This is a genomic window from Raineyella sp., from assembly GCF_034933565.1.
Taxonomy (GTDB): domain Bacteria; phylum Actinomycetota; class Actinomycetes; order Propionibacteriales; family Propionibacteriaceae; genus Raineyella.
In genome coordinates this window covers 56,907-83,357 of the sequence record NZ_JAYFNG010000011.1, presented here as the reverse complement: position 1 = coordinate 83,357, position 26,451 = coordinate 56,907, and the positions used below count along the sequence as shown (strand labels likewise).

21 protein-coding genes and 2 tRNA genes are annotated in these 26,451 nt (G+C 72.1%); 11 read left to right on the top strand and 12 right to left on the bottom strand.

Features of this window, described 5'->3' with window-relative positions:
- Positions 1–377 precede the first annotated feature (377 nt).
- The 5 genes from purF to VB059_RS03895 all read left to right on the top strand — a co-directional run bounded on the left by purF (position 378) and on the right by VB059_RS03895 (position 5,992).
- Entirely contained in the window at positions 378–1,958 is a 1,581-nt protein-coding gene (gene purF / locus VB059_RS03915; RefSeq protein WP_323420718.1) for an amidophosphoribosyltransferase, read from the top strand.
- The gene (gene purM, locus VB059_RS03910; protein WP_323420717.1) at positions 1,955–3,073 is read left to right on the top strand and encodes a phosphoribosylformylglycinamidine cyclo-ligase; all 1,119 of its coding nucleotides are present in this window, start codon (positions 1,955–1,957) and stop codon (positions 3,071–3,073) included. The genes purF and purM overlap by 4 nt, the downstream gene beginning before the upstream one ends.
- A gap of 145 nt (positions 3,074–3,218) precedes the next feature.
- On the top strand, positions 3,219–3,461 hold the full coding sequence (locus tag VB059_RS03905; RefSeq protein ID WP_323420800.1) for a DUF3073 domain-containing protein: 243 nt from the start codon (positions 3,219–3,221) through the stop codon (positions 3,459–3,461).
- 50 nt (positions 3,462–3,511) lie between these two features.
- Positions 3,512–4,657: an alpha/beta hydrolase gene (locus VB059_RS03900; RefSeq protein WP_323420716.1), complete on the top strand. Its 1,146-nt coding sequence runs from the start codon at positions 3,512–3,514 to the stop codon at positions 4,655–4,657.
- A gap of 12 nt (positions 4,658–4,669) precedes the next feature.
- Positions 4,670–5,992 carry an NAD(P)/FAD-dependent oxidoreductase gene (locus tag VB059_RS03895; RefSeq protein WP_323420715.1) on the top strand — a complete coding sequence of 441 codons (1,323 nt, stop codon included), beginning with the start codon at positions 4,670–4,672 and terminating at the stop codon, positions 5,990–5,992.
- 110 nt (positions 5,993–6,102) lie between these two features.
- Here the strand turns inward: VB059_RS03895 and VB059_RS03890 are convergent, their stop codons facing one another.
- The 3 genes from VB059_RS03890 to VB059_RS03880 form a co-directional block, all read right to left on the bottom strand.
- Entirely contained in the window at positions 6,103–6,867 is a 765-nt protein-coding gene (locus tag VB059_RS03890) for a fructosamine kinase family protein (protein ID WP_323420714.1), read from the bottom strand.
- 260 nt (positions 6,868–7,127) lie between these two features.
- Positions 7,128–7,201 (bottom strand) — tRNA-Phe (locus VB059_RS03885).
- 63 nt (positions 7,202–7,264) lie between these two features.
- A tRNA-Asp gene (locus VB059_RS03880) sits at positions 7,265–7,338 on the bottom strand.
- Positions 7,339–7,780: 442 nt separating this feature from the next.
- Here VB059_RS03880 and VB059_RS03875 point away from each other — a divergent pair.
- Positions 7,781–8,344 (top strand): hypothetical protein, encoded by a 564-nt coding sequence (locus VB059_RS03875; RefSeq protein ID WP_323420713.1) that lies wholly within the window; start codon positions 7,781–7,783, stop codon positions 8,342–8,344.
- 95 nt (positions 8,345–8,439) lie between these two features.
- On the opposite strand, the gene VB059_RS03870 is transcribed toward VB059_RS03875, so the two are convergent.
- Positions 8,440–9,885, bottom strand: a complete 1,446-nt coding sequence (locus VB059_RS03870; protein ID WP_323420712.1) for a serine hydrolase domain-containing protein — start codon at positions 9,883–9,885, stop codon at positions 8,440–8,442.
- Between the two features lie 78 nt (positions 9,886–9,963).
- Positions 9,964–10,638, bottom strand: coding sequence for a helix-turn-helix domain-containing protein (locus VB059_RS03865; protein WP_323420711.1), 675 nt, complete (start codon positions 10,636–10,638; stop codon positions 9,964–9,966).
- A gap of 263 nt (positions 10,639–10,901) precedes the next feature.
- Between VB059_RS03865 and VB059_RS03860 the strand changes: the two genes are divergently transcribed.
- The 3 genes from VB059_RS03860 (at position 10,902) to metK (ending at position 13,345) form a co-directional block, all read left to right on the top strand.
- Complete coding sequence (locus tag VB059_RS03860) at positions 10,902–11,399, top strand: flavodoxin domain-containing protein (RefSeq protein ID WP_323420710.1); 498 nt, start codon at positions 10,902–10,904, stop codon at positions 11,397–11,399.
- Between the two features lie 101 nt (positions 11,400–11,500).
- Complete coding sequence (locus tag VB059_RS03855) at positions 11,501–11,932, top strand: thioesterase family protein (RefSeq protein ID WP_323420709.1); 432 nt, start codon at positions 11,501–11,503, stop codon at positions 11,930–11,932.
- Between the two features lie 216 nt (positions 11,933–12,148).
- A complete protein-coding gene (gene metK / locus VB059_RS03850) occupies positions 12,149–13,345 on the top strand; it encodes a methionine adenosyltransferase (RefSeq protein ID WP_323420799.1) in 1,197 nt (398 codons plus the stop codon).
- 7 nt (positions 13,346–13,352) lie between these two features.
- Here the strand turns inward: metK and VB059_RS03845 are convergent, their stop codons facing one another.
- Together VB059_RS03845 and VB059_RS03840 are read right to left on the bottom strand one after the other, a co-directional pair.
- Positions 13,353–15,860, bottom strand: a complete 2,508-nt coding sequence (locus tag VB059_RS03845; protein WP_323420708.1) for a DEAD/DEAH box helicase — start codon at positions 15,858–15,860, stop codon at positions 13,353–13,355.
- Positions 15,861–15,977: 117 nt separating this feature from the next.
- Positions 15,978–17,168 carry a glycosyltransferase gene (locus VB059_RS03840; protein ID WP_323420707.1) on the bottom strand — a complete coding sequence of 397 codons (1,191 nt, stop codon included), beginning with the start codon at positions 17,166–17,168 and terminating at the stop codon, positions 15,978–15,980.
- 124 nt (positions 17,169–17,292) lie between these two features.
- Between VB059_RS03840 and VB059_RS03835 the strand changes: the two genes are divergently transcribed.
- On the top strand, positions 17,293–18,837 hold the full coding sequence (locus VB059_RS03835) for a methyltransferase (protein ID WP_323420706.1): 1,545 nt from the start codon (positions 17,293–17,295) through the stop codon (positions 18,835–18,837).
- Between the two features lie 110 nt (positions 18,838–18,947).
- Here VB059_RS03835 and VB059_RS03830 read toward each other — a convergent pair whose 3' ends face one another.
- From VB059_RS03830 to VB059_RS03815, 4 genes are all read right to left on the bottom strand, one after another.
- The gene (locus VB059_RS03830) at positions 18,948–20,462 is read right to left on the bottom strand and encodes a sugar transferase (RefSeq protein ID WP_323420705.1); all 1,515 of its coding nucleotides are present in this window, start codon (positions 20,460–20,462) and stop codon (positions 18,948–18,950) included.
- 152 nt (positions 20,463–20,614) lie between these two features.
- On the bottom strand, positions 20,615–21,832 hold the full coding sequence (locus VB059_RS03825) for a glycosyltransferase (protein ID WP_323420704.1): 1,218 nt from the start codon (positions 21,830–21,832) through the stop codon (positions 20,615–20,617).
- A 69-nt stretch (positions 21,833–21,901) separates the two neighbouring features.
- The gene (locus tag VB059_RS03820) at positions 21,902–22,237 is read right to left on the bottom strand and encodes a hypothetical protein (protein WP_323420703.1); all 336 of its coding nucleotides are present in this window, start codon (positions 22,235–22,237) and stop codon (positions 21,902–21,904) included.
- The gene (locus VB059_RS03815) at positions 22,234–23,148 is read right to left on the bottom strand and encodes a hypothetical protein (protein WP_323420702.1); all 915 of its coding nucleotides are present in this window, start codon (positions 23,146–23,148) and stop codon (positions 22,234–22,236) included. The genes VB059_RS03820 and VB059_RS03815 overlap by 4 nt, the downstream gene beginning before the upstream one ends.
- A gap of 85 nt (positions 23,149–23,233) precedes the next feature.
- Here VB059_RS03815 and VB059_RS03810 point away from each other — a divergent pair, with 85 nt between their 5' ends.
- Positions 23,234–24,556, top strand: a complete 1,323-nt coding sequence (locus tag VB059_RS03810) for a hypothetical protein (RefSeq protein WP_323420701.1) — start codon at positions 23,234–23,236, stop codon at positions 24,554–24,556.
- A 122-nt stretch (positions 24,557–24,678) separates the two neighbouring features.
- Here the strand turns inward: VB059_RS03810 and VB059_RS03805 are convergent, their stop codons facing one another.
- Entirely contained in the window at positions 24,679–26,379 is a 1,701-nt protein-coding gene (locus VB059_RS03805; RefSeq protein ID WP_323420700.1) for a polysaccharide biosynthesis tyrosine autokinase, read from the bottom strand.
- Between the last annotated feature and the right edge of the window lie 72 nt (positions 26,380–26,451).

Here is a 26,451-nt window from a genome sequence, read left to right as displayed (position 1 = left end):
TGAGTGTCCGGTGTCGGGATCCGGGGTCCCGATGGGTTTCGTCAAGCGGCCGCATCGGCGGTCGGGCGGCGGAGGAATGCGGTGTGCAGCGGTGGGGTGGAGGGCGCGGTGAGGGGTGTTGCGTTGGCCGACGATTCCCGCGGTCGACGACTTTCCTCGCGTCGGCCGACGGAGGACTGGCGTTGAAGTCGGCGAACGTCGGCTGATGCGCGCTACGTCGCCCGATGCGCAGGCTGGCGGCGAACCTGCCCGCGGCGGGACGGCGGGACGGCCTCGAGCAGTCGGGGTCGTCCCACAGCAGCTCGGATCCCACGGTGGCGCGCTCACGTACGGTGCACCCGGGTTGAGGATCCGGGCCGGGCTGTTAGGCTGACGAGGTGCCACGCCCCGATGGCCGGCTGACCGCCGAGCTCGACCCCCTGGAGAAGTCCCCGCAGGATGAGTGCGGCGTGTTCGGCGTGTGGGCGCCGGGGGAGGACGTGTCCAAGCTCTCCGACTACGGCCTCTACGCCCTGCAGCACCGCGGCCAGGAATCGGCCGGCATCGCCGTCTCGGACGGCGAGCGGATCATGGTGTTCAAGGACATGGGCCTGGTCTCGCAGGTGTTCGACGAGGGCACCCTGAACTCGCTGACCGGTGACCTCGCCATCGGCCACACCCGCTACTCCACGACCGGTGCCAGCGTCTGGAGCAACGCCCAGCCCACCTTTCGCGCCACCTCGTCGTACGGCATCACCCTCGCCCACAACGGCAACCTCATCAACACCGACGACCTCGAGGGCTGGCTGCACGAGCGCCGCCCCACCGAGGAGGTGCCGCACAAGAACTCGATGGATTCCACCAACGACACCTCGATCCTGACGGCCCTGATCGCCACCTTCGACGACCAGCCGCTGGGGGCCGCGGCGCTGCAGGTCCTGCCGCACCTGCGGGGGGCGTTCTCGCTGGTGTTCATGGACGAGAAGACGCTCTACGCGGCCCGTGACCCGCAGGGCTTCCGGCCGCTGTGCCTGGGCCGTCTCGAGCGCGGCTGGGTCGTCGCGTCGGAGACCTGTGCCCTGGACATCGTCGGCGCCTCGTTCATCCGCGAGGTCGAGCCGGGGGAGTGCATCGCGATCGATGCCGACGGCCTGCGCTCGACCCGGTTCGCCGACGTCCGGCGGAAGGGCTGCGTCTTCGAGTACGTCTACATCGCCCGCCCCGACTCCACCATCTTCGGCCGCTCGGTGCACGCCTCCCGGGTCGAGGTCGGCCGGGCGTTGGCCCGCGAGCACCCGGTCGAGGCCGACCTGGTGATGCCGGTGCCGGCCTCCGGTGTGCCCGCCGCGATCGGCTACGCCCAGGAATCCGGCATCCGCTACGCCGAGGGCCTGGTCAAGAACAACTACGTGGGACGTACGTTCATCCAGCCGTCCCAGACCATCCGCCAGCTCGGCATCCGGCTGAAGCTCAACCCGCTGCGCCACGTGATCGAGGGCAAGCGCCTGGTCGTCGTCGACGACTCGATCGTGCGCGGCAACACCCAACGGGCGCTGGTCCGGATGCTGCGCGAGGCCGGCGCGGCCGAGATCCACGTCCGGATCTCCTCCCCGCCGGTGCGCTGGCCCTGCTTCTTCGGCATCGACTTCGCCACCCGGGCCGAGCTGATCGCCGCCGGCCTGAACGTCGAGGAGATCTGCCGCTCGATCGGCGCCGACTCGCTGGGCTACGTCAGCCTGGAGGGCATGGTGGCCGCGACCGACCGCGAGCCGGACAGCCTGTGCCGGGCCTGCTTCGACGGGGTCTACCCGGTCGACCCGCCGCCGCACGCGCTGGGGATCCTCGGCGATGGTTTCGTGACCCCGCCGAGCAGCCAGCCACCGCTGCTGCCGGGCGGCGGCGACACGTACGCGACCACCCCCACCACCGATCCGGCCGGGCAGGGTGCAGCGGCCGCCAACCCCGCGGAGGACCGATGACCCAGCAGCCGACCACGTCCGATCTCCGCCCGACCGATCCGCCGACGGCCGGGGCCGCGCCCAGCGCGTACGCCGCCGCCGGGGTGGACATCGAGGCGGGTGACCGGGCCGTCGAGCTGATGAAGGCCTCGGTGGCCGCGACCCACCGCCCGGAGGTCCTCGGCGGGCTGGGCGGCTTCGCCGGATTCTTCGACGCGTCGGCGCTGGCCGGCTACCGCCACCCGGTGCTCGCCACCTCCACCGACGGCGTCGGCACCAAGGTCGCCATCGCCCAGGCGATGGACCGCCACGACACGATCGGCCAGGACCTGATCGGCATGCTCGTCGACGATCTGGTCGTCGTCGGCGCCGAGCCGCTGTTCGTCACCGACTACATCGCCTGCGGCCGGGTCGTCCCGGAGCGGATCGCCGGCATCGTCTCGGGCATCGCCCGCGGCTGCGAGCTCGCCGGTGCCGCCCTGCTCGGCGGCGAGACGGCCGAGCACCCCGGTCTGCTGGACCCCGACGAGTACGACATCGCCGGCGCCACCACCGGTGTCGTCGAGTACGACCGGATCCTCGGCGCTGACCGGGTGCGCCCGGGCGACGTGGTGATCGCGATGGGCGCCTCCGGGCTGCACTCCAACGGCTACTCGCTGGTGCGCCACGTGCTGCTCGAGCAGGCCGGCTGGGCGCTGGACCGCGAGGTGCCCGAGCTCGGCGGGACGCTGGGCGAGGAGCTGCTGGTGCCGACCCGGATCTATGCCCGCGACTGCCTGGCGCTGGCCGACGCCACCGAGGTGCACGCGATGAGCCACATCACCGGCGGCGGGCTGGCCAACAACCTGGCCCGGGTGGTCCCCGACCACCTCACCGTCCGGATCGACCGGTCGACCTGGACCCCGCAGCCGATCTTCTCGCTGGTCCAGCAGGTCGGCGCGATCTCCCAGCCCGACATCGAGGCGACGCTCAACATGGGCGTCGGGATGGTGGCCCTGGTGCCGGCCGGGAACGCGGACGAGACCCTCGCGCTGCTGGGTGCCCGGGGGGTCGCTTCCTGGGCCTGTGGTGAGGTCCGCGAGGCGGGTGCCGAGGACGGCGGAAGGGTGATCCTGCAGGGTCGTCACACGGCGTAGATCTGGGGGTGGACCCGGGGTGTTCACGGCCGGTGGAGGACTTTGATTCATCCACCGGCTCGGGTAGCCTGTGTCTCACGACAGTTACCAGATACATGCCGCGGCCCAGCCGCAGGCGCTACCAGATGCGAGGGGGTCGACCCAGATGGGGCGCGGCCGTGCGAAGGCAAAGCAGACCAAGGTTGCTCGCGAGTTGAAGTACCGCTCGGTAGAGACGGACTTCTCCTCGCTGGAGCGTGAACTCCGAGGAGAGTCCTATCAGGACGAGGATCGGAGCGACTCCCACGATGATGACGTGCCGGACGCGTACGCGGATCTGGCTGCTCGTTACAACGTCGACGAGGATGACGAGTACGGCGGGTTCGGGGACATGAGGAAGTCGGGCTGACGCCCGACCGTCCCGGTCCTGACCCGTCGGATCCTGTGTCCGTCCCCGGGGTGCCTGTCGCCCCTGTTGCCTGGCGTCCGGACATCCTCGACGGCTTCTCGTGCACCGACCTCCCGCTGGTGCCGGATGCGCGTGCCGTCGGGGAGCCGGAGACCGCCGTCGGAGGTGTCCTGGTCCGCCGTGACCACGACCGCCCCGTGCCGGAGTGGACCCTCCCGTACGCCCCACGTGCCGACGACCACTCCCAGTGGACCGACGGCCATTCCCGGCTGACCGAGGGCCACGTCTCGCGGGGCGTCGACCCGGTCCGCCGGGCCGACGACCACCACGCCGTACGTGCCGGTGACCCGGCGTCACGTACGCGAGGGCACCGTCGCGCGGCGGTGCTGTACCTGCACGGTTGGAACGACTACTTCTTCCAGGCCCACGTCGCCGATTTCTGGGCCCGCCTGGGGTACGACTTCTACGCGCTCGAGCTGCGACGCTACGGGCGGGCGCTGCGGCCCGGCCAGTTGTTCGGCTACATCGACGACCTCGGGGACTACTCCCGGGAGATCGACGACGCCGTGGCGGTGCTGCGGGCCGAGGGCCACGACACGCTGGTGCTGATGGGCCACTCCACCGGTGGTCTCACCGGCGCCCTGTACGTCGACGCGCACCCGGGGGTCTTCGAGGCCGTGGTGCTGAACTCGCCCTGGCTCGAGCTGTCCGGCAACCCCGTGTTGCGCCAGGTCGTCTCCCGGGTCGTCACCGGTGCCGCACGGATGGCCCCCACCACGGTGCTGCCGATCGCCGACCAGGGGTTCTACCGACGGACCATCCTGGCGTCGGAGGACGGCGAGTGGGCCTACGACACCACCTGGAAGCGGCCGAACGCCCCGATCCGGCTCGGCTGGGGGCGGGCGATCGTGCAGGGGCAGGAGCGGGTCGCCGCCGGCCTCGGCATCGAGGTCCCGGTGATCGTGCTGTGCTCCGACCACTCGGCCACCGGCACGACCTGGTCGGACGACATGGCCCGGGCCGACACCGTCCTGGACGCCGACGGCATCGCCCGTCGGGCGCCCTACCTCGGTCGCCAGGTGACGGTGGTGCGGATCCATGACGGTCTGCACGACCTCACTCTGTCCCCGCCGCCGGTCCGGGCGGAGTTCTTCGGGGCCGTTGGGACGTGGGTGGCCGCCTACTGTGAGCTGTGACACGATTGCGTGGTGAATCAAGGGCCACATGTCGTCGTCATCGGTGCCGGTTTCGCAGGGATCCAGGCGTCCCGGGAGCTCGCCCGCCAGGGCTGTCGTGTCACCCTTGTCGACCGGCATCCGTACAACACCTTCCAGCCCCTGCTGTACCAGGTCGCGACCGGTGGTCTCAATCCGGGCGACGTGACCTATTCGCTGCGCAACTTCGCCGGCAAGCACCCGGGCGTCCGGTTCATCTGCGGCACCGTCACCGCGATCGATCCTGACCTGCGGACCGTACGGCTCGAGGACGGGCGCACGCTCGACTACGAGTACCTGGTCCTCGGCTTCGGTGTGACGGTCAACTTCTTCGGGCTGCCCGGGGTGGCCGAGAACGCCCTGCCGATGTACACCCGGGCCCAGGCCATCGCCTGCCGCGACGCGGTCTTCGGGCGCCTCGAGCACTATGCCGCGATGCCGGCCGAGGAGCGGGCCGGCAAGGACCTGCACATCGTCGTGGTCGGCGGCGGCGCGACCGGTGTCGAGATGGCCGGCTCGCTGGCGGAGATGCGCTCCACCGGGGTCCCGAACATGTACCCCGAGCTGGATCGCAAGCGGGTCAAGGTGCACCTGATCGAGGCCGGCCCGGTGCTGCTCGGCCCGTTCGACCACCAGCTGCAGGAGTACACGTACGACGAGATGGTCAAGCGTGACGTCGACGTCCGGCTCAACACCTCGGTCGCCGAGATCGACGCCGCCCACATCATCCTCAAGGGTGGTGAGGTGATCGAGAGTGACGTGGTCATCTGGGGCGCCGGTGTGGGGGCGTACGACTGGGCCCGCGGCCTGGGCCTCGAGCTCGGCCGTGGCGGCCGGATCGTCGTCGATCAGATGCTGCGGGTGAAGGGCCAGGACCGGATCTTCGCCGCCGGCGACTGCTCGATCATCGAGGACCAGGCGCTGCCGCAGCTGGCCCAACCCGCGATGCAGATGGGCGTGCACATCGCCGGTCAGATCGTCGCGCTGGCCCGGGGCGGGCAGCTGCAGCGCTTCGAGTACTGGGACAAGGGCACGATGGCCACCATCGGCCGCAACGCGGCCGTCGCCGAGATCGCCCTGCCCGGGCGCAGCGCGCCGCTGCCGTTCACCGGCTTCATCGCCTGGGCGCTCTGGGTCGGGGTGCACCTGTTCATGCTCCTCGGCGGCCGCAACCGGGTCGGCGCGATGATCAATCTCGGCTTCCGCTACATCGCCTGGGGATCCAACACCTGGAACATCGTCGGCGACCTGAAGTCGCCGCGGCGCGCGAAGCGGGTGGCGGCCGAGACCGAGTCAGGCGCCGACCAGCTGTCCTGACCCGGGTCGTGAGGTACGGCTTCGGGCACCGGTCAGGCGCTGCCGCTGGCCGGCCAGGACCCGGGTGGGCCGGCGCCCGGCAGCGGGGACCGGCGCCGGGCGGGGTCGGGTCAGAGGAACCGCTCGGCGAGGCGTACGCCCTGGGTGCCGTACGCGGCCGAATGGGTGACCGCGTGCACCAGCAGTGGGTGCAGCTGGTGCAGGCCGATCAGGCCCCGCCAGCCGTCGGCCAGCCGGGCGCTCTCGGCGTACGCGTCGAGGATCACGTCGATGTGCGGGGCGCCGAACAGCGACAACATGGCGAGGTCGGTGAGGCCGTGCCCGCCGTGCGCCGCGGGGTCGATCAGGACGACGCCCTTGGGGGACCACAGCACGTTGCCGGCCCACAGGTCGCCGTGGATCCGTGCCGGGGGCTGCCCGTCGTCGAAGACGCCGTCGGCGAGCCGGGCGGCGATCCGTTCGATGGTCCGCATCCCGGCGTCGTTCAGGTTGCCCAGGTCGTGGGCCGCCTGGGCGTACGGCAGCACCCGCTGCTCGGCGAAGAAGACCCCCCAGGTCTCCTCCGGCCGCAGTGACATCGTCTGGACGCCGATGAACCCGTCGCCCTCCCAGCCGTCCGGCCCCTGCCCGAAGGCCGCCGCGCCGGCCGCGTGGGTACGGGCCAGAGCATGGCCGAAGGCCTCCGCCGCAGCTTTGGAGGGCCTGGCGTTCGGGACGTTGTCGAGCTCGATGCGCCCCTCCTCGACGGAGCGGACGCGGACGACCCGGGCGCTGCCCGGGCCGGCCTGCGCGAGCCACCTCAGGCCCGCGGCCTCGACCTGGAAGTAGCCCTCCGGTGCCGTCGCGGATTCCTTGGTGAACGTCTCGTGCGCCATGTCGGAAGCCTATCTGTAGAAAGCGCCTATCTCCTACACGCGCCGTAGTGCGAGCCCGCTGCTGTGGCGGCAGACGATGTGGCGACGATCACATCGGGCGAGGGTCCCCTCAGGGTAGTGCGGGCGGCGGCTGCCGGGCCAGGGAACGGCAGGGCTAAGGAAAAGCAGACCGCAGGAAGGCGGATCTCGGGAAAAGCAGACCGCAGGAAGGCGGATCTCCGGAAAAGCAGAAGGGCCGCACCTCAGTGCGACCCGTGCTGTGGCCAGGACCGGGCTCGAACCGGTGACCTTTCACTTTTCAGGCGAACGCTACTACCAACTGAGCTACCTGGCCGAAGGATGACTCCTTCAACAGAAAAACGGTGACACGAGCGATTCGTTCGTTTCACCGCTTCCGCGACCCCGACGGGACTCGAACCCGCGACCTCCGCCGTGACAGGGCGGCGCGCTAACCAACTGCGCTACGGGGCCATCCGGTTTGCGCACTTCCTGCCGGGTGATGTCGACGATCTGCTCGTCGGACCCAGGGCGGAAGCTCGTTTCCGAGTGACCTGCTGCCGTTTCAGGCAGCTCGAGAACTATAGCGCGACCCGGAAGGAAAAGTGAAATCGAGGTGTCCCGGAGCCGCCGGAGGGGCCTCGATCCGCGCCGTGACGCCGATCGACAGCTGTGGACGGCTGTTCCGTCCGTGGACCCGGGTGCCGGATCGCCGAGCCGAGCCGAACCGGGTCGGGTCGGCTCGAACCGGGTCGGGCTGGGCTGAGTCGGGTCGGGGTGAGGTGGCCGGAGTCGGGTGGACGGCGTTCCTCCTGCCGTCACTCCTCGCGCGGCGGACGCGCCGGCCCGGTATCGTCTGAGCGGACGGATCATGGCGAGCGGATGCGCGCGACAGGGAGATGACGGATCAATGACGATGGCCGGAGCTTGGATCTACACCCAGGGCACGCGCAGCGGGCGGTGGGCCAACATTTCGCTGCTCGGGATCGAGGATGCCGGCGGCATCCCCTCCGCGGAGTGGAACAACCTCACCACCGGGGCCGGGCTGCTGCTCTACCCGGACGGCAAGTGGAACCAGGGGGGCCGGTTCCACCTGTTCTACAAGTCGGCCGGTGCTGAGGCTGCAGCCCAGGTCGACACCCTGCTCGAGCCGGCCGATCCGCTCTACCCGTCGAGCCCGACAGCTTGGCAGCAGGTCTGGCGCCGGTGCGTCGACTACGTGAACCACCTGGCCGGCGGTGAGGTCGTCGCCCTGGAGGATCTGGCCGCTGCATGGCGCGCCGAGGTGGACGAGCGCGAGGTCGCCGCTGCGGCGGCCCGCAAGGACGTCGAGCAGCCCGACCTGGAGGACGCCGTCCGTCGGGCCGCCGACAAGGCCAAGGAACGCCTCAACGGCATTCGCGCCCGCCGGGTCGAGGAGCGGGAGGCCCGGGAGGCTGCCGAGGCCCGGGAGGGCTCGACGGACCCCGCCGTCTCCTGAGCCGACGGTCTCCTGCATCGGGTCTGCGCCGCCCCTCGAGGCGATGCAGCAACCCGGCGCGACACCCTGGGGATCGACACGTCGGTCCCGACGCCTCAGCGCCAGGCGTCCTCAGGGTGCGCCCCCGGGGTGTCGGTCCCCGGCTCGTACGGGGAGCGGGTGAAGAGGAACGTGCCGATGTCGAGCGCGTACGGCCCCTGCTCGCCGTCCCGGGTCAGCGGGCGCAGCTCTTCGCCGAGCCAGTAGTCCCCGTCGACCCCGAGCCAGCGGTCCGCCGCCGGGATCAGCGCGAACGTGGTCCGGCGCCGGCCGCCCTCCAGCGGGGTCAGCGCGAGCCGCGGTGACCGGCCCGGGCCGGTCGCGGGCAGCGCGGTGATGGTGTAGGGGTTGGGCCCCCAGTACCAGATCCCGCAGAGGTCGACGACGGATGCCTGGGCCGGATCGAGGGCGTACGGCTGCGGGGGCGCCGGCTCGGTCGCGGCCAGCAGGTCGAGCAGTGTATGGGCTGCGCCGACCGGGTGGGTGGCCGCGCCGCACACGGCGGCGACGTCGCGGGTCGCGGGGTCGCACCACAGCTCGGCGGTGAACCCGGGCACCGAGCCGCCGTGGCCCCAGCGACGTGCCCCGCCGGTGTTGACGACCATCAGGCCCAGCCCGTGCGCCGACGTCCAGGGCGCCTCGGGGGTGTCGGCGAGGGCCCGGGGCTCGTACATCTGTGCCAGCAGGTCGTCCGGCAGCACCGCGCCCGCCCGCGGGCCCAGGCCGAGCAGCCAGGACCCGAACCGCACCAGGTCCGCCGGTGTCGACCAGATCGCGCCGGCCGGGGCCATCGCCCGGTACTCGGGGACCGGCTCGGGGTGCCAGACATCGGCGTACGGGTGCACCGCGACCCCCACGGCGGACGACCCGTCCGCATGGACGCCGGTGTGGGTGAGGCCCAGCGGGTCGAGGACCCGGCGCCGGACGACGGTGTCCCACGGCGCGCCGTCGACCACCTCGAGCAGGCGGCCGAGGACGGCGTAGCCGACGTTCGAGTAGTGGTGTCGGCGGCCGGGCGCGGACAGCACCTGTGGCGGGGCCGCGACCAGCTCGTCCCAGGACGGGCCGGGGGAGCGCTCCCACCAGGGGCCGGTGGGCTCCGCGGCGAGGCCGGAGGTGTGGCTCAGGTAGTGCGCCACCGACGCGGTGGGCGAGAGCGCATCGGGCAGCACCTCGGCGATCGGGGACTCCAGTGCGACCTTGCCCTCGGCGACGAGCTGGAGGACGGCCACCGCCACCAGCGGCTTGGTGATCGAGCCGACCCGGTAGCGGGTCGCGGTGGTGACGCTGTCCGGCCCGACGGTCCTCGCGTCACCGGTCCCACCGAGCCTCGCCGCACCGGTCGTCGGGCGGCCGGGGTCCCGGACGCCGACCGCGCTCGCCCACACCGGCGCGCCGTCACGGGCCACCGCCACGGACAGCGAGGGGACCCGGCGGTCGCGTTGGGTGCGGAGCAGCCACTCGTCGAGGGCATGGACGGTCGCGGGACGCAGCGTCGTCATGGGTCGACGGTAGCGGGGCCGGGACGTGCTGTCGCGGGACCCGCTGATGTCGGCCGGGGCGCCGCCGGGCGCTGTCCGTCAGGCGGATCCTGCGGCGGGGTGCGGCGCCGGGAACCCGGCCCGCAGGGTGTCGGCGGCGGTCCGGAGCGCAGCGCGCACCGCGGCCGCGTCGTCGTCGGTGAGCGTCGGTGCCCCCGAGGGCCCGCTCAGCCGGTGCAGGAAGTGTCCCGCCGCTGCCCGCAGCGTGGCCACCGCGGCCTCGACCAGCACCACCGGGTACGGGTCGACCATCGGGTCGGTCCCCATCCGCTCGGCGACCGCCGTCACGAGCATCCGCGACGTCTCCCGCGACGATCCCATTGCCAGCGGGAGCAGCTCGGGGTGCCGTGAGGTCACCTCCTTCACCAGCCGCCAGGTCGTCCGGTCGGCGGCGAGCTCGAGGGCGTAGTCGATCAGCACCTCGAGCAGCACGTCGCGGGCCTCCTGGCCGGGCGGCGCCGCGAGGATCCGGTCGCGCAGGGCGACGCCGTGGTCCGGGGTCGGGTCGACCAGCGCCTGTTCCTTGCTGGTGAAGTAGTTGAAGAAGGTCCGCGGCGACATCTTCGCCCGGTGGGCGATGTCCTCGACCCGGACGTCGGACAGGCCGCGCTCGGCCACCAGCTCGAGGGCGGCGATCTGCAGCGCCCGGCGGTTCTCCCGCTTCTTGCGCTCGCGCAGGCCGCCGGTGTCGTCGCGGTCGGGTGGGCTGGCCATGCCCCCCAGACTACGAACCCCCGTCCCCGTACGCAGGTGGACAGGGTGCAGGGGGCGGGCATGCAGGCGGCTGACGGCCGGGGCGGGCGCCATGCAGGCGGAGGTAGGCGGACGGAAGGCATCAGGTCGGCGGGCGTGCAGGCGGAGGGCGCGCCGTCCGGGCAGGCTCAGGGCTGATCCGGTGATCAACCCCATCGTCCCCTCTCGCTTCGCCGCCTACGGTGGGGACGTACGCAGCTCGGTCGGGGAGGCGAGGAGAACAGATGACCAATGTGCTGGTGGCCTTCGCCACCAAGGGGGGCATCACGCAGGCGATCGCCGAGCGCCTGGGGGCGCGGCTCCTCGACGCCGGCCATGCGGTGACCGTGGTGTCGGTCCAGGACGACCCGGACCCGACGGCGTACGACGCGGTCGTGGTCGGCTCGGGCATCGTTGCCGGCAGCGTGTATCCGGCCGCCGGGCAGTGGCTCACCGCCCATGCCCGAGGCCTGGTGGACAGGCCGGTCGGGGTGTTCGCGGTCCATCTCAGCGCGACCCGGGAGCCGGCCGGGCTCGAGGCCGCCGTCGGCTGTCCGGACCAGCTCGCCTCGACGCTGCCGCAGCCGCCGGTCGCGACGACGTTGTTCACCGGCTCGTCCGACCCGGCCGGGCGGCACTGGTGGGAGCGGGTCGCCGCCCGGCTCGCCCGGGCACCGCGGGGCGACTTCCAGGACTGGGCGGCGGTCGACGCCTGGGGCGGTGAGCTGGCCGAACGGCTGTGATCGGCCGTTAGGATCACGTCAACACGTCAACACGTCACGTCAACTACGTCAACACGCCAACAGCCGAGCAGGCCAACACCGCCGACAGCCGAGGAGCCCCGATGAAGCCAGGTCTCGTGCCGGGACAGACCCACACCGTCTCCGTACGGGTCGACGACTCGCTCACCGTGCCGGCCGTGTCGGCGAAGTTCCCCGGATTCGCCGAGATGCCGAGGGTGTTCGCGACCGCGTACATGGTCGGCTTCGCCGAGTGTGCGGCGATGGGTGCGCTGGCCGACTATCTGGAGCCCCACGAGAGCAGTGTCGGCATCGACGTACGGTTCGACCACACCGCGGCGACCCCGGTCGGGATGACGGTGACGGCGACCGCGGAGGTCACCGCGGTCGAGGGCCGGGTGGTCAGCTTCCGGGTCGTGCTCCGCGACGACCTGGAACAGATCGGCGAGGGCACCCACCAGCGGGCGGTCATCCACCGGGACAAGTTCCTGGCCAGGCTCGCCGGCAAGGCGGAGAAGGCCGGCCTGGCCGGCTGAGGTCGCCCGGGCCCCGGCCGCCCCGGTTCGGACCCGCCCTGGTCCTGCCGTCGGGCCCCGATCGTCCGCGCCCTGCCGTTTGGTTCCGGCCGCCGGCGCCTTGCCGTTTGGCTCCCGACCGTCCGGGTCCGGCCGCTCGGAGGCTACCTGCCCGTTGGACCGGAGCAGGGGGTGTCGGCACCGCCATCTAGGATCGGGGTCGTGCCCTACACGAACATGCACCTCTTCACCTCCGAGTCGGTCACCGAAGGCCACCCGGACAAGGTCTGTGACCGGATCTCCGACGCCATCCTCGATGCCATGCTGGAGCAGGACCCGGCGGCGCGTGTGGCCGTGGAGACCCTGACCACGACCGGCCTGGTGCATGTCGTCGGCGAGGTGACGACCAGCGCGTACGTGGAGATCCCGCAGATCATCCGCCAGGAGCTGCAGTCGATCGGCTACACCTCCTCCAAGGTGGGCTTCGACGGGGCGTCCTGCGGCGTGATCGTGTCGATCGGCCAGCAGTCCCCGGACATCGCCCAGGGCGTCGACAAGTCGCTGGAGTTCCGCACCGACACCGGCGAGCACGACCGCTACGACCTGCAGGGTGCCGGCGACCAGGGCCTGATGTTCGGCTACGCCACCGACGAGACCCCGACGCTGATGCCGGTGCCGATCTTCCTGGCGCACCGGCTGGCCGAGCGGCTCACCGCGGTGCGCAAGCAGGGCCTGGCGGTGGGCCTGCGCCCGGACGGCAAGACCCAGGTCACCATCGCGTACGACGGGGAGCGCCCGGTCGGTATCGACACCGTTCTGGTGTCGACCCAGCACGACGAGGACGTCACCCAGGAGGAGCTCGCGGAGATCATCCGTACCCTCGTGGTGGAGCCGGTGCTGGCCGAGTCCGGCCTCGACCTGGCCACCGACCGGATGGCGCTGCTGGTCAACCCGACCGGTCGGTTCGTCGTCGGCGGCCCGATGGGCGACGCCGGCCTGACCGGACGCAAGATCATCGTCGACACATACGGCGGCATGGCCCGCCACGGTGGCGGCGCCTTCTCCGGAAAGGACCCCTCGAAGGTGGACCGCTCCGCGGCGTACGCGCTGCGCTGGGTGGCGAAGAACGTGGTGGCCGCCGGGCTGGCCAAGCGCTGCGAGGTGCAGGCCGCGTACGCCATCGGCCGGGCCCGACCGGTCGGGGTGTACGTGCAGACCTTCGGCACCGGCACCGTGTCGGACGAACGGATCCTCGAGGCGATCCGGACCGTCTTCGATCTGCGTCCGGGGGCGATCGTCGACCAGCTCGACCTGAAGCGCCCGATCTACAAGACGACCTCGTCGTACGGCCATTTCGGCCGCGAGCTGCCGGAGTTCACCTGGGAACGTACCGACCGGGTCGAGCAGCTGCAGGCGGCCGTCGCCAGCGCCTGACGCGCCATCAGGCCGGTCCCCGCGCGGCGGTCGGGGCGACGGCGTCCGTGGGGAGCAGGTCCGGGCCGCCCGCGGCGGCCGAGCGGACGGCGTTGGTGGGGAGGACGTCGAGGGCGCTCCCGGGGAGCGCATCGACGGTGCTCGTGGGGAGCACCTCGGGGCCGCCCACGGGGAGCAGGTGGTGCAACAGCACCCGGGCCGCCTCCTTGTCGAGGACCTGGTTGGCGTTGCCGCACTTGGGGGACTGCACGCAGCTCGGGCAGCCATCGGTGCAGCGGCAGGTGCTGAGCCGCTCGTAGGCGGCCTGCCACCAGCGTTCGGCGATCCGGAACCCCTGGGCGGCGTAGCCCGAACCGCCGGACTGTCCGTCGTGGATGAAGATCGTCGCCGCACCGGTGTCGGGATGGAAGACGGTCGAGACGCCGCCGATGTCCCAGCGGTCGCAACTGGCGAACATCGGTAACAGTCCGATCGCGGTGTGCTCGGCGGCATGCACCGCACCCGCGAGCTGCACCTGGCTGAGGCCGGTCGCCCGGACCACCTCGTCGGGAACGGTGATCCACATCGCCTGGGTCCGCAGGCTGTGCTCGGGCAGCACCATCGGGGTCTGGTCCCAGACCTCGCCGGTGAGCTCGTCGCGGCGCAGGTAGCCGACCACCTGACCGGTGAGGCGTACGGACCCGCGGTGCACCTGCGCGGGACCGAACGGGCGGCTCTGCGCCGTCGCGAGGACCTCGATGTCCATCGTGCTGACCGGCTGGGTGGTGTAACCAGGGCGGTCGCGGTGGACGATCGCCTCGAAGTTGTCCAGATCGAGGGTGTCGACCTTCCAGGAGTCGCCCTGGTGCAGGTAGACCGCCTCGGGGTGGACGGCGCGGTCGGCGGAGCCGACGTCGGCGACCCCGACCAGCCGGCCGGTGTCGCGGTCCACGATGTCGACCGCCCGGGCCCCGCCGCCGCGGATGTCGATCATCGTCGCGGCGCGCTCGGGGCGGGTCCAGTACCAGCCGGCCCGGCGCTTGCGCAGCACCCCTTGGGTGGCCAGGGTGTCGGCGATGCCGGCCATGGCCGGGCCGAAGAACGTGGCGTCTGCCTCGGTGAGCGCTGCTTCCTGGGCGGCCGCCGCGAGGTGCGGCCCCAACACGTACGGGTTGGCCGGATCGAGGACCGTACGCTCCACCGAGCCGTCCAGCAGCTCCTCCGGGTGGGCGAAGAAGTAGGCGTCCAGTGGGTTCTCCCGGGCCACCAGGAACACCAGCGCGTCACCGCCGCGGCGCCCGGCCCGGCCGGCCTGTTGCCACAGCGCGGCCCGGGTGCCCGGATAACCCGACACGATGACGGCGTCCAGCCCGGCGATGTCGACACCCAGCTCCAGCGCGTTGGTCGCCGCCACCCCGTGCACCCGGCCGGTCTGCAGATCGTGCTCCAGCCGGCGCCGGTCCGGGGGCAGGTAGCCGGCCCGGTAGGCGTCGATCCGGCCGGCGGGCCCGGCCAGCTCCTGGGCGGTGACGGCGACCCGTTCGGCCATCGCCCGGGAGGCGATGAAGGCCACCGTCTGGCGTCCCTCGGTGACGCAGTCGGCCAGCAGATGCGCCGACTCGGTGTCGTGGTTGCCCTCCGGGCGCCACAGCACCAGGTCGACCTGACCGTGCGGTGAGGTGTCCTCGGTGACCGTCACCACGTCCTCGGCGGCGACCCCGGCCAGATCGGCCAGCAACTCGGCACCCCCGTCGACGGTCGCGGAGGTCGCGACCACCACCGGGTCGGCACCGTACAGTGCGGCGAGGCGACGCAGCCGGCGGATGATCGCCGAGACGTGGGCGCCGAAGACGCCTCGATAGCGGTGGCACTCGTCGAGGACGAGGTAGCGCAGCGAGCCCAGCAGTCGCGCCCACCGGGCGTGGTGGGGCAGCACCGAGTAGTGCAGCATGTCCGGGTTGGTGAGGACGTACGTCCCGAAGTCGCGGGCCCAGTCCCGCTCGGCGTCATCGGAGTCGCCGTCCAGGGTGGTGACCCGCCAGCCGTCCAGCCCCAGCTCGCGGCAGGCCCGCAGCTGGTCGTGGGCCAGCGCCTTGGTCGGAGCGAGGTAGAGGGCGGTGCCGGTCCGGCGGGCGGCGCCGAGATCGGCGCGCAGCGGGGCGGCGGTGAGCCGGGGACGGGCGGTGGTCCCGGTGCCGGCCCCGGCGCCGCCACCCGGGTGGTGGGCCGCCACCGGGGTCGGTCGGGTGTCGTCCGGCGGGGTGCCGTCCGGTCGTGCGTCGCGGGTCGCGGTGGCGACCGGCACGAGGTACGCGAGGGACTTGCCCGAGGCGGTGCCGGTGCTGAGCAGCACGTGCCGGCCGGCGTGGACGGCGTCCATCGCCTTCGCCTGGTGCTCCCACGGGGTCCGGATGTCGAGGCGGGCGAAGGCCTGCACGACATCGGACGGCACCCAGCCCGGCCAGCAGGTGGTGCGTCCGGGGCGCGCGGGGATGCGGTGGAGGTGACTCACCCGCGCATCGGTGGACTGGAACACGCGGTCAGTCTAGGTCGGCCGTCGCCGGGATCGCCCGGTCCGGTCCGGGCAATCCCGCGTGCCTGCCCGGTTGAGGCCGGACGGGCACGCGCCCACCGGCTCGAGGCCGGTCGCGTCTCAGCGGTCGGCCGCGGTGCGCCAGACGGTCTGGATCGTGTCAGCGGTCCGGGTAATCGAGAAACGCTCCTGGACCGAGTGCCACGCGGCGAGGGCCCGCGGCCGGGCCAGGTCGGGGCGCTCCAGCACGGTGATGATCGCCTCGGCGAGGGCCGCCACGTCATGACCGGGGACCAGCCAGCCGAGTGGCTCGGACTGCGGGGTGGGCTGCACGATCTCGGTCACCCCGCCGCCGCGGGTCGCCACGACCGGGACCCCCCGGGCCATCGCCTCCACGATCACCTGGCCGAAGGGTTCGGGCTGGCCGGAGGCGTGCACGCACACACTCATCCGGTCCAGCTCGACCGTCGGGTCCGCGAGGAAGCCGGTGAACACCACGGCGTCGGCCAGACCGAGGGTCTCGACCTCCGCCCGTACCTCCGCGTCGTAGGCGTCCTCACCGAACAGCGGGGCACCGACCACGAGGAAACGGACCTCGGGATGGCGGTCCAGCACCATGGCGGCGGCCCGGACGAACTCCAGCTGCCCCTTCGTCGGGCTGATCCGCCCGACGATCCCGACCACCGGTGGGCAGGGGGAATCGCGGGTGACGGGGGAGGGGCCCAACTGGGCCGGGCTGAACCCGGGGTAGGCGATGGCGAGGCTCTTGGCGTTCGGCAGGGTGGCGGCGGTGCCGGCGGAGTTGACGATCACCCGGCTCGGGGCCCAGCGGGCCAGGCCGCGCAGCAGCTGGACCATCGGCGCGGGCAGGTAGTCGGGACTGATCCGGTCGTGGATGTGCCAGACCACCGGACGCCGGGCCACCCGGCCGGCGACGAGACCGATCAGGTCGGCCTTCAGCGAGGTGGTGTGGATGACATCAGGGGCGAGCCGGCGCAGATGACCGCCCAGCCGCACCGCGTACGGCAGCACCCGCAGGGCGTTCACCAGCGCGGTGAGCCGGGTGCCGCCGGAAGCGCGCCGGTCGGCCGCGGCGATCCGTGGGTCGAGCGGCCACACCTCGACGTCGTGTCCGGCCTCGGTCATCAGCTCGGCGAGCGGCCCGTCGCTGAACAGGATCGTGTGGACCCTGATGTCGTCGTCGAGGTGGTCGAGCAGCCGGATCAGGGCGAGCTCGGCACCCCCCACCGCTCCGGTGTGGTCGAGCACGACGACGCGAAGGCCGTCCCCTGGATCCTGCCTGTCCCCCATGGGGACACACTAGTCGTCGGAGCTGACATCTCTGATATACGCGCGGACGGGCTCCGCCTCGTCGCGACCGACCATGCCGTGGGGGACGGTGACCGGACGGGCGGGAGCATGCCACGATGGGGCCATGCCCGCCGATCCCGCCGCCGACGCCCGATCCACCCGCTTCGCCGCACCGTCGTACGCCGCCGATCCGCGCCGGCTCGCCGATGCGCTGCGCGCCGCCGACTTCACCGTCGACCGGGTCGCCGAGCGGCTGGGGCAGCGGGCCGGCGCCGCGCTGGGCCGCAACACCACTCTGGCGGCGTTGCGGGCGTTGGCCGGTGACGACGATCCGCAGGCCACCCTGCTGCGGCTGTTCGTGCTGCAACGGACCGTGGGGCGCGACGCCGCCGAGCGGGCGCTGCCCGGCCTGGTCGGTCCGTCGCTGGCCGACGGGGTGCTGGAAGAGGCCGCCGGCCGGGTGGCGGCGACGGTCGACGTACGACCCTACGGGGCCGACGAGGCCTCCGGGGCGGCGGTGGACGGTTGGGTGGTCGCCGACCACGTGCCGGGACTGGACGGCCGGGTGACCCGGACCCGACCGGACTACGTGCTGTCGGCGAGCCCGGCGTCGGCGACGCTGACCCAGCTGACCATCCGCCGACCGGTCGGCCGGGCCCTCGATCTGGGCACCGGCTGCGGGGTGCAGTCGCTGCACCTGGCCACCCACGCCGAGCAGGTGGTCGCCACCGACCTCAATCCCCGGGCGCTGCGGCTGGCCGACCTCACCCTGCGGCTGAACGGTGTCGAGGACCGGGTCGAGCTGCGCGAGGGCAGCCTCTACCAGCCGGTCGCCGAGGACCGGTTCGACCTGATCGTCAGCAACCCGCCGTACGTGATGTCACCGCCCCGCGCCCCCGGGGCCCGGCTCACCTACCGGGAGGGCGACTTCCCCGCCGACGAGCTGGTCGCCCGGGTGGTGCGCGGCGCCGGCGAGATGCTCACCGAGGGCGGCACGCTGCAGGTGCTGGCGAACTGGGCCCATCTGGCGGGCCAGGACTGGACCGATCGGTTGCGAGGCTGGATCGAGCCGACCGGCTGCGACGCGCTGGTGCTGCAGCGGGAGGTGCTGGACCCGTACGAGTACATCGAGCTGTGGCTCAACGATGCCGGGCTGGTGGGGTCGGAGGAGTACGCCGGGCGGTACGCCCAGTGGCTGGAGTACTTCGACGGTCTCGGCATCGAGGCGGTCGGGCTCGGCTGGGTCAGCCTGCACCGGGCCGGTCACGACCGGCCGCACCTGCAGCTCGAGGACTGGCCGCACAGTGTCGTCCAGCCGGTGGGGGCGGCGTTCGCCGCCCAGCAACGCGGCGTGGCCCTCGCCCGCCGCAGCGACGAGGAGCTGCTCGCCACCTCCTGGCATCTGGTCGGGACCGTCCAGGAGACGTACGGAGCCCCCGGGGCGGCCGACCCGGAGCACATCGTGCTGCGGCAGCGGACCGGATTCGCCCGGGCGGTGGAGGCCGACACTGCGCTGGCCGGCGTGCTCGGCGCCTGTGACGGGGAGCTGCCGCTCGGCGTGATCATCGGGGCGGTGGCCCACCTGCTGGAGGTCGACGCCGAGGCGCTGCGGGCCGAGCTGATCGGCCGGATCCGGCCCCTGGTGATCGACGGGTTCCTGATCGGCTGATCCGTAGCAGTTGCGGCTGCGGCAAAGTGGTTGCGGTTGACGCGGCCGGACGGTTCAGTGAGCCGCGGCCGGCTCGGTGGGTCCCGGCCGGCCAATAGGCCTCGGCCGGCTCAGTAGGCGCCGGCGGAGGCCAGTACGGCGCGTGCGGTCCGCATCAGGATCATCACGTCCTTGGCCATCGACCAGTTGTCGACGTAATAGAGGTCCAGCCGCACCGTCTCGGTCCACGGCAGATCGGAACGTCCCGACACCTGCCACAGCCCGGTGATGCCGGGCCGTACGTCGAGACGGCGGTGGACGTGATCCTCGTACAGCTCGACCTCGGAGGGCAGAGCGGGCCGCGGACCGACCAGGCTCATGTCGCCGGACAGCACGTTGAAGAACTGCGGGAACTCGTCGAGGGAGAACCTCCGGATGACGTGACCGACCCGGGTGATCCGCGGGTCCTTCTGCATCTTGAACAGCACCCCGCCCTCGGACTCGTTCTGCGCCCGCAGATGCGCCAGCAGCTTCTCCGCATCGACGACCATGGAACGGAACTTGAGGCAGTGGAACAGGGTGCCGTCCTTGCCCACCCGGACCTGACGGAAGAACACCGGGCCGCCGTCGTCGAGCTTGATGGCCAGCGCCACCAGCAGCATGACCGGGGCGCTGACCACGATCAGGGCGGTCGAGCCGACGATGTCGAACAGCCGCTTGCCCCATCGTGACGCGGCCTCGGACTGCGGCTTCTCCACGTGCACCAACGGCAGGCCGGCGATCGGCCGCACCTGGAGGCGCTCGGCGGAGACATCGGTCATCGTCGGCACGACGATCAGCTGGGTGTGGCCGCTCTCGAGGTCCCAGGCGAGCCGGCGGAAGTCCCGACTGCCGGGGAAGGAACCCTCGCTGCAGATCACCGCCTCGGCATTCGTCGCCCGGACCGCGTCGCCGAGCCGGTCCGTGTGGCCGATCACCGGGATGCCCCGGGGCGTACGGGGGGACGGATCGGCGGTCGGGGTGATCGCGCCGACGATCTGGTACCCGAGCCACGCCTCGCGCTGGATCACCGTGGCGATCTCGTCGATGTGCCCGGGATCGCCGGAGAGCACCACCCGGTTGAGCAACATCCCCGCCGTCCGCGCCCGCTGGACACCGCGTCGGACGAGCAGCCGGCCGAGCAGCAACAGCACCAGGCCGACGGAGAACTCGATCACGAAGAACCCGCGGGAGAGCTGGCTCTTGCTGAGGTAGAGCACGGCGGCGGTGAGACCGGCGGTGATCCCGGTGGCGGTCAGGATCGACTGGTACTCGTCCGACCCGGCCCCCATGTTCTTGGTCCGGTAGAGCCCCCAGGCGGCGAGGACCGCGATCCACAGCGGCACCTGCCACACCACCAGGCCGGTGACCACGGAGGTCACGTCGTCGGCCGCGTCGAAGAAGATCAGTGAGTTGCGGCCCATCACGCCGATCACCGTCGCGAGCAGGATGGCCACCAGATCGGACAGCATCGCCGTGGCGCTGATGAAGCGCGAGGCCCCGCGTCCCACCAGCGTGGATCGCTCGGTCCCGGACCGGTCACTCCTGGCCGGCGCAACGTCGACGTGCGCCTGCGCTTCTTGACCGGTGGCTGTCTCGATGCTCATGTTCCCCCGAAACCTGAACGGCATGAACCGTCGTCGGCGGTTCCGGTGCCGATGGCGGCCCCATCACCGTCCCGCAACTGACCCGCACATTCAAACACCGCCCCATGACATTGCGCCAGTCGGTCGTACTGTGCGGGACATCTCACGCGATGTCAGCGGCCGGCCAGAGCGGCCACCTCAGCACGGATCCGGGCGATGAAGCGGGCCTCCGAGAACGCGTCGGCATGCCGCCGGATCGCGTCCCGGTCCCACTGCCGGGCGGAGGTCGCCTCGATCGCGCCGGCGATCGCCGCCGCGGCGGCCGTCTCGAAGAATGCACCGTTGGTCGCCGGGTCGATGGTGTCGAGATAGCCACCGGCGTGCAGGGCGAGGGTGGGACACCCGAACGTCGCCGCCTCCAGCGGGGTGAGACCGAAGTCCTCGTACGACGGGGCGATCAGCGCCCGGGCATGGGCGTACGTCCAGCGCAACTGGGCGTCGCTGAGGCCGGAGACCAACCGGGCGTTCGCCGGGGCGATCGCCCGCAGCTGGTCGGCGAGCGGACCCTTGCCGACCACCACCAACCGCTCGCCGGGCAGCGACCGGAAGGCCTCCAGCGCCCGATCGACGTTCTTGTACGGCTGGAGGCGGGAGACGATCAGGTGGAACCCGCCCCGCCAGTCGACCAGCTCGGGGAGCGGCTCCTGGGCCCCTGAGGCGTCGATGCTGTGCGGCGGTGGGACCAGCCCGGCCTCGAGGCCGTACGTGTCGGCGATCCGCTGGACGACCACCCGGGAGTTGCCCAGGTAACGGTCCGCCCGGTGCGCCGCCCGCTGGTCCCAGACCCGCAACGGGCCGCGCAACGCTGTCAGGGCCAGCCGCTTCGGCGACAGGGCACCGGCCTCGCCGAGGTACTCGTTGCTCTGGTAGAGCCAGCGGGCCGGGTTGTGGCAGTAGACCAGGCGGCGGCCGTCGGTGGGGAAGGCGTGCGCCCAGCCGCTGGAGGACGCCACCACGACATCGGCGTCGATCCGCATCCGTCCGGATGCCCAGGCCAGCAGCGGGAGGGCCAGCCGGGGGTCGCGGCGCAGCGCGCCGATCCGGTTGAGCGGTGAGGTGACGATGTGGGCGTCGCGGAAGGCGGGGAAGGTGCCGTCCGGGTCATAGAGGGTGGTGTGGATCACCGCGTCGGGAAAGGCGCGCAGCAGGGAGAGGACGACCCGCTCGGCGCCGCCGCGCTGGGTCAGGTAGTCGTGGGCGACGGCGATCCGCAGGCCGGTCAGATCGGCCGGGTCGGCCCCGTCGGCCGGGTCGGCGGCATCGCGCTGTCCCGGTGTCGCCGCGCCGGCTCCGACGACGGCGTCCGTGTCGTGTTCGGTGACGTCGTCCACTGGTCCCCCCCTCGCACTGTCCCGGTGCGGCAGCCTAACAGGGCGGCCCGGCGCGCCGGTCGGAGGGACTCAGCCGGCGCGGGGGACCCAGCCGGTGGGAGGGAGACGGCGCAGCACCCCGTCGGAGAGCAGGTCCCGGATGACGCACGCGGTCGCCTCCGCCAGGTCCCCGTCCGGAGGCGTGCCGAAGATGTCGACCAGATGTCCGGCGATCTCCGCCTCGCTGTGCGGCTGCCGGCACAGGTCGACGACGGTGCGGCCGAGCTCGCTGAGCCGCACCACGGTCCGCTCGAACAACAGCAGCGCCCCGTCATCCAGCTCGAGCACGTCCACCGGTTCGACACTGACCAGGACATCCATCGGCTCCACGCCGGCCCGGACGTCGGACGGCTCGGTCGGTGTCATGCCGCCGCCACCAGGGCGGTGAGGAGCGGGGCGAGGTCCTCGGCCTCCCGGTAGGTGCAGCGCAGCACCGGCCCGGCCGCGGCGATCAGGTCGGCCAGCAGGTGCAGGGGACGCTCGAGGCTGCTCAGCGCGGATGTCTCCGGTGCCAGCGCGATGATGGCGTCGGCCACCTCGAGCTCGGTGCAGCGCGGGGGGCCGGCGTGGTCATCGGTGCGATCCAGCAGCACGATGCGCCGCAACCACGGGGCCGACGGCGCAGCCACCAGCTGCAACTCGTCCGGTGATGTCTCGGTCTTGGGCCCGGCCCACCCGTTGGTCCGGATCGACAGCGGCTTGGGGTACGGCAGGATCCGGCCGGTGGCCGTGATCCCCACCGTCTCGTCGGTGAGGTACCCCAGGGACCGGCCGAGGACACGCGACAGAGTGGTCTTACCAGTGCCCCCGGGGGCCACGTACACCACGGCGGCGCCGGACTCCGGATCGGCGCACGCGCCCGCGTGCAGCATCAACAGTCGACCGGTCTGGGCGGTGATGAAGGTCCGGGTGACGGCCTGGGTGGTCTGCTGGAGCAGGGCGTCGAGTCGGGTCGCGGCCACCGAGGTCTCCGGGTCCGGGGCGCTGTCGCCCGCCGGATTCTCGGGGGTGGGGTCCTCGCCCGCCGGGTGCTCGTGACCCTCGACGGTCGACGGATCCTCGAGGACGAGCCGCAGACCGGGCGTCGGGGTGGTCGGTGCAGCGTCGGTCGGTGCCAGGCAGCGGGACCAGGCCCGCGCCAGCGCGTCCCGGAGCTCGGCGGAACGCGATCCGCGCAGCGTCAGGGAGGTGGTGCAGGCCAGCCCGTGCACGGTCATCGAAGCGGCCGGGATCCCCTCCCGGAGGTCCGCAGGAGGCGGGGGTGACGCGGCGGGCATGCGGGCAGCCTACCCCGGGTCGGGCCGGCGGTCCGACCCGTACGGAGGCGGCCGACGGCTGCCCGGCCGCGGATAGGCTGCCACCATGACCGACCTGCACCCGGAGCCGCCGTTGGCGGCCGTCGTCCAGCTCGGTCACGCGGCCGTCCAACGGGTGGCCGAGCTGTCCGGTACGGACCTGCTGCACATCAAGGGCTACGCGATCGATCCGACGCTCACCGAGGAGGGACGCATCGGCACCGATGTCGACGTGCTGGTCCGGCCCGCTCAGGTGCGCGACTTCCTGCACGCTCTGGTCGCCGCCGGCTGGACACGGGTGATCGGGTTCCGCGCCGGCTCCTCGTTCGGCCATGCGGCGACCCTGCACCACACCTGCTGGGGCTACGTGGATGTGCACCGGATGTTCCCCGGCATCGGCGTCGATCCGGGGGAAGCCTTCGAGCTGTTGTGGTCGGGCCGTCGGACGGCCGACATCGGCGGCATCGCCTGCCTCGTCCCCGACACCGTGGCGCAGACGGTGATCCTCGTCCTCAACGCCGGCCGTACGGCCACCGCCGGTGCCATCGCCCCGGACGTCCTGACCTCATGGGGGAGGGCCGACGGGGCACAGCGGGCGGCTGTCGAGGCTCTGGTCCGCCGGCTCGGGGCCCAGCTGGCCTTCGCGGCAGGAACAGGGCATCTGGAGGAGTTCCACGCGCAACGCGAATATGCCCTCTGGAGGGTGATGTCGGAAGGCGGCACCCGGCTGGAGGAGTGGCGGGCCCGGATCGTCGCGGCCCCCACCTGGCGCGACCGGCTGCACCTCATCCTGATCGCCCCACTGGTGAACGTCGAACACCTGGCGGTGCTGCTGGGGCGACGACCGACCCGCCGGGAGATCGCCCTCGAGTTCTTCAGGCGACCGGTCCGCGGGGTCCACGAACAGCTCCTGGCCCCGGCGCGCCACCGCGGCGCGACCGCCACCGTCCCCACAGACGCCGTCCGCGGCGCGACCGGCCCTGAGGGGATCGGCGCCGACCTGACCGATGCCGACGGGATCGGCGCCGACAGGACCACCACCACAGGGTCTGCGCAGCCGGATCGGCCCGGAGCGGTCCCTGCGAGCCCGCAGCGGGAGCAGCGCGCGGCGGAGGAGACAGGATCAGGTGCAGGGGGCTATCGGCTGCCGGTCGGCGTCGGCGCGGTGGACGTCGACGGTGTCATCTACGTCGCTCCGGTCCCCGAAGGGCCGATCCGGATCCTCACCGGCAGCGCGGCGGAGATCTGGGTGGCCGTCTTCACCGGCACCCCGGACTCGGTGGTCGAGCGGGTGGCGCTGACCTTCGAGGCGGAACTGATCGACATCCGGTCCGCGGTGGAGGGTTTCGTCAGCGGGTTGCTCGCCGACGGCCTGGTGGCCCGGCGCTGACCCGGGTCATCCGCGGGTCGTACGCAGGTCGTACGGCGACGCGGGCGTTCGCCCGGACAGAGGCTGGGTCGTTGGCCACCCGAGCGAGGGCGAGCTGCTCGGCACCCGGGGCGAGGGACGGGCTATTCGGCGAAGCGACGTCCGTGCGGCAGCGACCCGGCGGTGTCCCGCTCCCCTCGCTCCTCAGTGGTAGGCGCGGCCATCGGGGTGGCCTGGGACGTGGGTGCCGCCGGCGAGGTGGGACCCGCGAAGTCCACGGGATCCTCGCGGCGCGTCGCCGCGGAGGGCCGCCCGTAGGGGGTGTGAGCGGCCGCTGCCGGCGGTGCGGCGGTGCGGCGGTGCGTACGCACCGTGATCTCGTCGCGGGAGTCCTCCTGGGCGGGAGAGTCGAGGATCGCGGCGGAGGTGACCGGCACCGCCTCGTCCAGACTGCCGTGCCGCGAGGCGACGGCCGCATGCTTGCGCTTGTCCTTGCGCCCGCGGCCGTACGCGTAGTAGCCGCCGTAGCGGCTGGAGGAGTCGTCGTTCGGCATCCGGTTGAGCGCGAAACCGGCCACCTTGGCGTCGACCGTCTTCAGCTGCTTCACCGCCTGGGCGAGGTCCCGCTTCAGGGTGGTGTTGACGCTGACCACCATCAGCATGCCGCCGACCAGCCGGTCGATCAGCACCGGGTCGATGACGGGCAGCACCGGGGGGCTGTCCACCAGGACATAGTCGTAGGCGGCGAGCAGCTGCTCGAAGAGGGTCTCGGTCGCCCTGGAGCCGAGGAGCTCGCTCGGGTTCGGTGGGATGGCGCCGGAGGGCAGCACATAGAGGGTCGAGTCCCCCCACTTCTGTGCGGCCTCACCGACGGTCGCCCGGCCGAGCAGCACGGTGGTGAGACCGACGTTGCCCTCCAGCCCCATCGCGGCAGCGACGGACGGGTTGCGCAGGTCGCCGTCGACCAGCAGCACCCGCGCCCCGGAATCGGCCAGCGCGATGGCCAGGTTCACCGCGGTGGTGGTCTTGCCCTCGCCCGGCATCACCGACGAGATCACGAACGAGTGCTTGCCACCGGTGGTGACATCGGCGAACTGGAGGTTCGTCCGCAGCCGGCGGTACTCCTCGGCCGCCACCCCGTGCGGGTCGCTGTTCATCACGACCGCGTTGGCGGTGCCCTTCGACAGTTGGCGCAACTTGCCCAGGAGAGGCCGGTCGGAGATGGCGCGCAGATCGCCCTCCGACCGGACCCGGGTGTCGAGGAAGTGGCGCAGCAGCGCCAGGCCGATGCCCAGGGCCAGGCCGGCCAACAGCCCGAGTACGACGTTCTGCACCAGGTTGGGGGCGACCGGCCTGGTCGGCACAGCGGCAGCCGAGATGGTCGTCGCCTTGACGTTCTGCCCCGCACTGTTGAGCAGCGGGGCGAAGTCCTTGCCGATGGACGCCAGTTGCGGCCCGGCGGCGTTCGCGGCGTCGGCGGCCATCTGGGCCGAGGACGATCGCGCCGTGATGTCGAGCATCGGCGAGCCCTCGGCGACCTTGGCGCTGATCGTCAGCGGCGTCCCTGCAGGGAGCTTCAGCTGCTGCCGCAGCGGGTCCATCACGACGGGGGAGCTGATCAGCTGCTGGTAGGTGCCGAGATCGTTGGTCGTCAGCACGTAACCGTTGCCGGTGTTGTTGGCCGTCCTGGGCGCCTCTGCGGAGAAGAACACCTGGGCGGTCGTCTCGTACGTCGGGGTGATCCGCAGCGTCGTCACCACGGTCGCCGCGAGCACCAGGAGCACGCTGACCAGCACGGTCTTCCAACGCGAGCCGAGGATGGCCAGGAACTCTCGGAACTGCACGGTTGCTCTCCAGTCATCGGTCGATTCGGTGGGCCTGCCGGGATCATTTTCACACAGCACGAGCAGAGTCCG

What these genes read in the sequence shown, in the direction of transcription:
- purM (WP_323420717.1), top strand. Translation starts at nt 1,955, where the DNA reads ATGACCCAGCAGCCGACCACGTCCGATCTCCGCCCGACCGATCCGCCG.
- VB059_RS03905 (WP_323420800.1), top strand. Translation starts at nt 3,219, where the DNA reads ATGGGGCGCGGCCGTGCGAAGGCAAAGCAGACCAAGGTTGCTCGCGAG.
- VB059_RS03890 (WP_323420714.1), bottom strand. Translation starts at nt 6,867, where the DNA reads ATGGCGCACGAGACGTTCACCAAGGAATCCGCGACGGCACCGGAGGGC.
- VB059_RS03875 (WP_323420713.1), top strand. Translation starts at nt 7,781, where the DNA reads ATGGCCGGAGCTTGGATCTACACCCAGGGCACGCGCAGCGGGCGGTGG.
- VB059_RS03870 (WP_323420712.1), bottom strand. Translation starts at nt 9,885, where the DNA reads ATGACGACGCTGCGTCCCGCGACCGTCCATGCCCTCGACGAGTGGCTG.
- VB059_RS03865 (WP_323420711.1), bottom strand. Translation starts at nt 10,638, where the DNA reads ATGGCCAGCCCACCCGACCGCGACGACACCGGCGGCCTGCGCGAGCGC.
- VB059_RS03860 (WP_323420710.1), top strand. Translation starts at nt 10,902, where the DNA reads ATGACCAATGTGCTGGTGGCCTTCGCCACCAAGGGGGGCATCACGCAG.
- VB059_RS03855 (WP_323420709.1), top strand. Translation starts at nt 11,501, where the DNA reads ATGAAGCCAGGTCTCGTGCCGGGACAGACCCACACCGTCTCCGTACGG.
- metK (WP_323420799.1), top strand. Translation starts at nt 12,149, where the DNA reads ATGCACCTCTTCACCTCCGAGTCGGTCACCGAAGGCCACCCGGACAAG.
- VB059_RS03840 (WP_323420707.1), bottom strand. Translation starts at nt 17,168, where the DNA reads ATGGGGGACAGGCAGGATCCAGGGGACGGCCTTCGCGTCGTCGTGCTC.
- VB059_RS03835 (WP_323420706.1), top strand. Translation starts at nt 17,293, where the DNA reads ATGCCCGCCGATCCCGCCGCCGACGCCCGATCCACCCGCTTCGCCGCA.
- VB059_RS03830 (WP_323420705.1), bottom strand. Translation starts at nt 20,462, where the DNA reads ATGAGCATCGAGACAGCCACCGGTCAAGAAGCGCAGGCGCACGTCGAC.
- VB059_RS03820 (WP_323420703.1), bottom strand. Translation starts at nt 22,237, where the DNA reads ATGACACCGACCGAGCCGTCCGACGTCCGGGCCGGCGTGGAGCCGATG.
- VB059_RS03815 (WP_323420702.1), bottom strand. Translation starts at nt 23,148, where the DNA reads ATGCCCGCCGCGTCACCCCCGCCTCCTGCGGACCTCCGGGAGGGGATC.
- VB059_RS03810 (WP_323420701.1), top strand. Translation starts at nt 23,234, where the DNA reads ATGACCGACCTGCACCCGGAGCCGCCGTTGGCGGCCGTCGTCCAGCTC.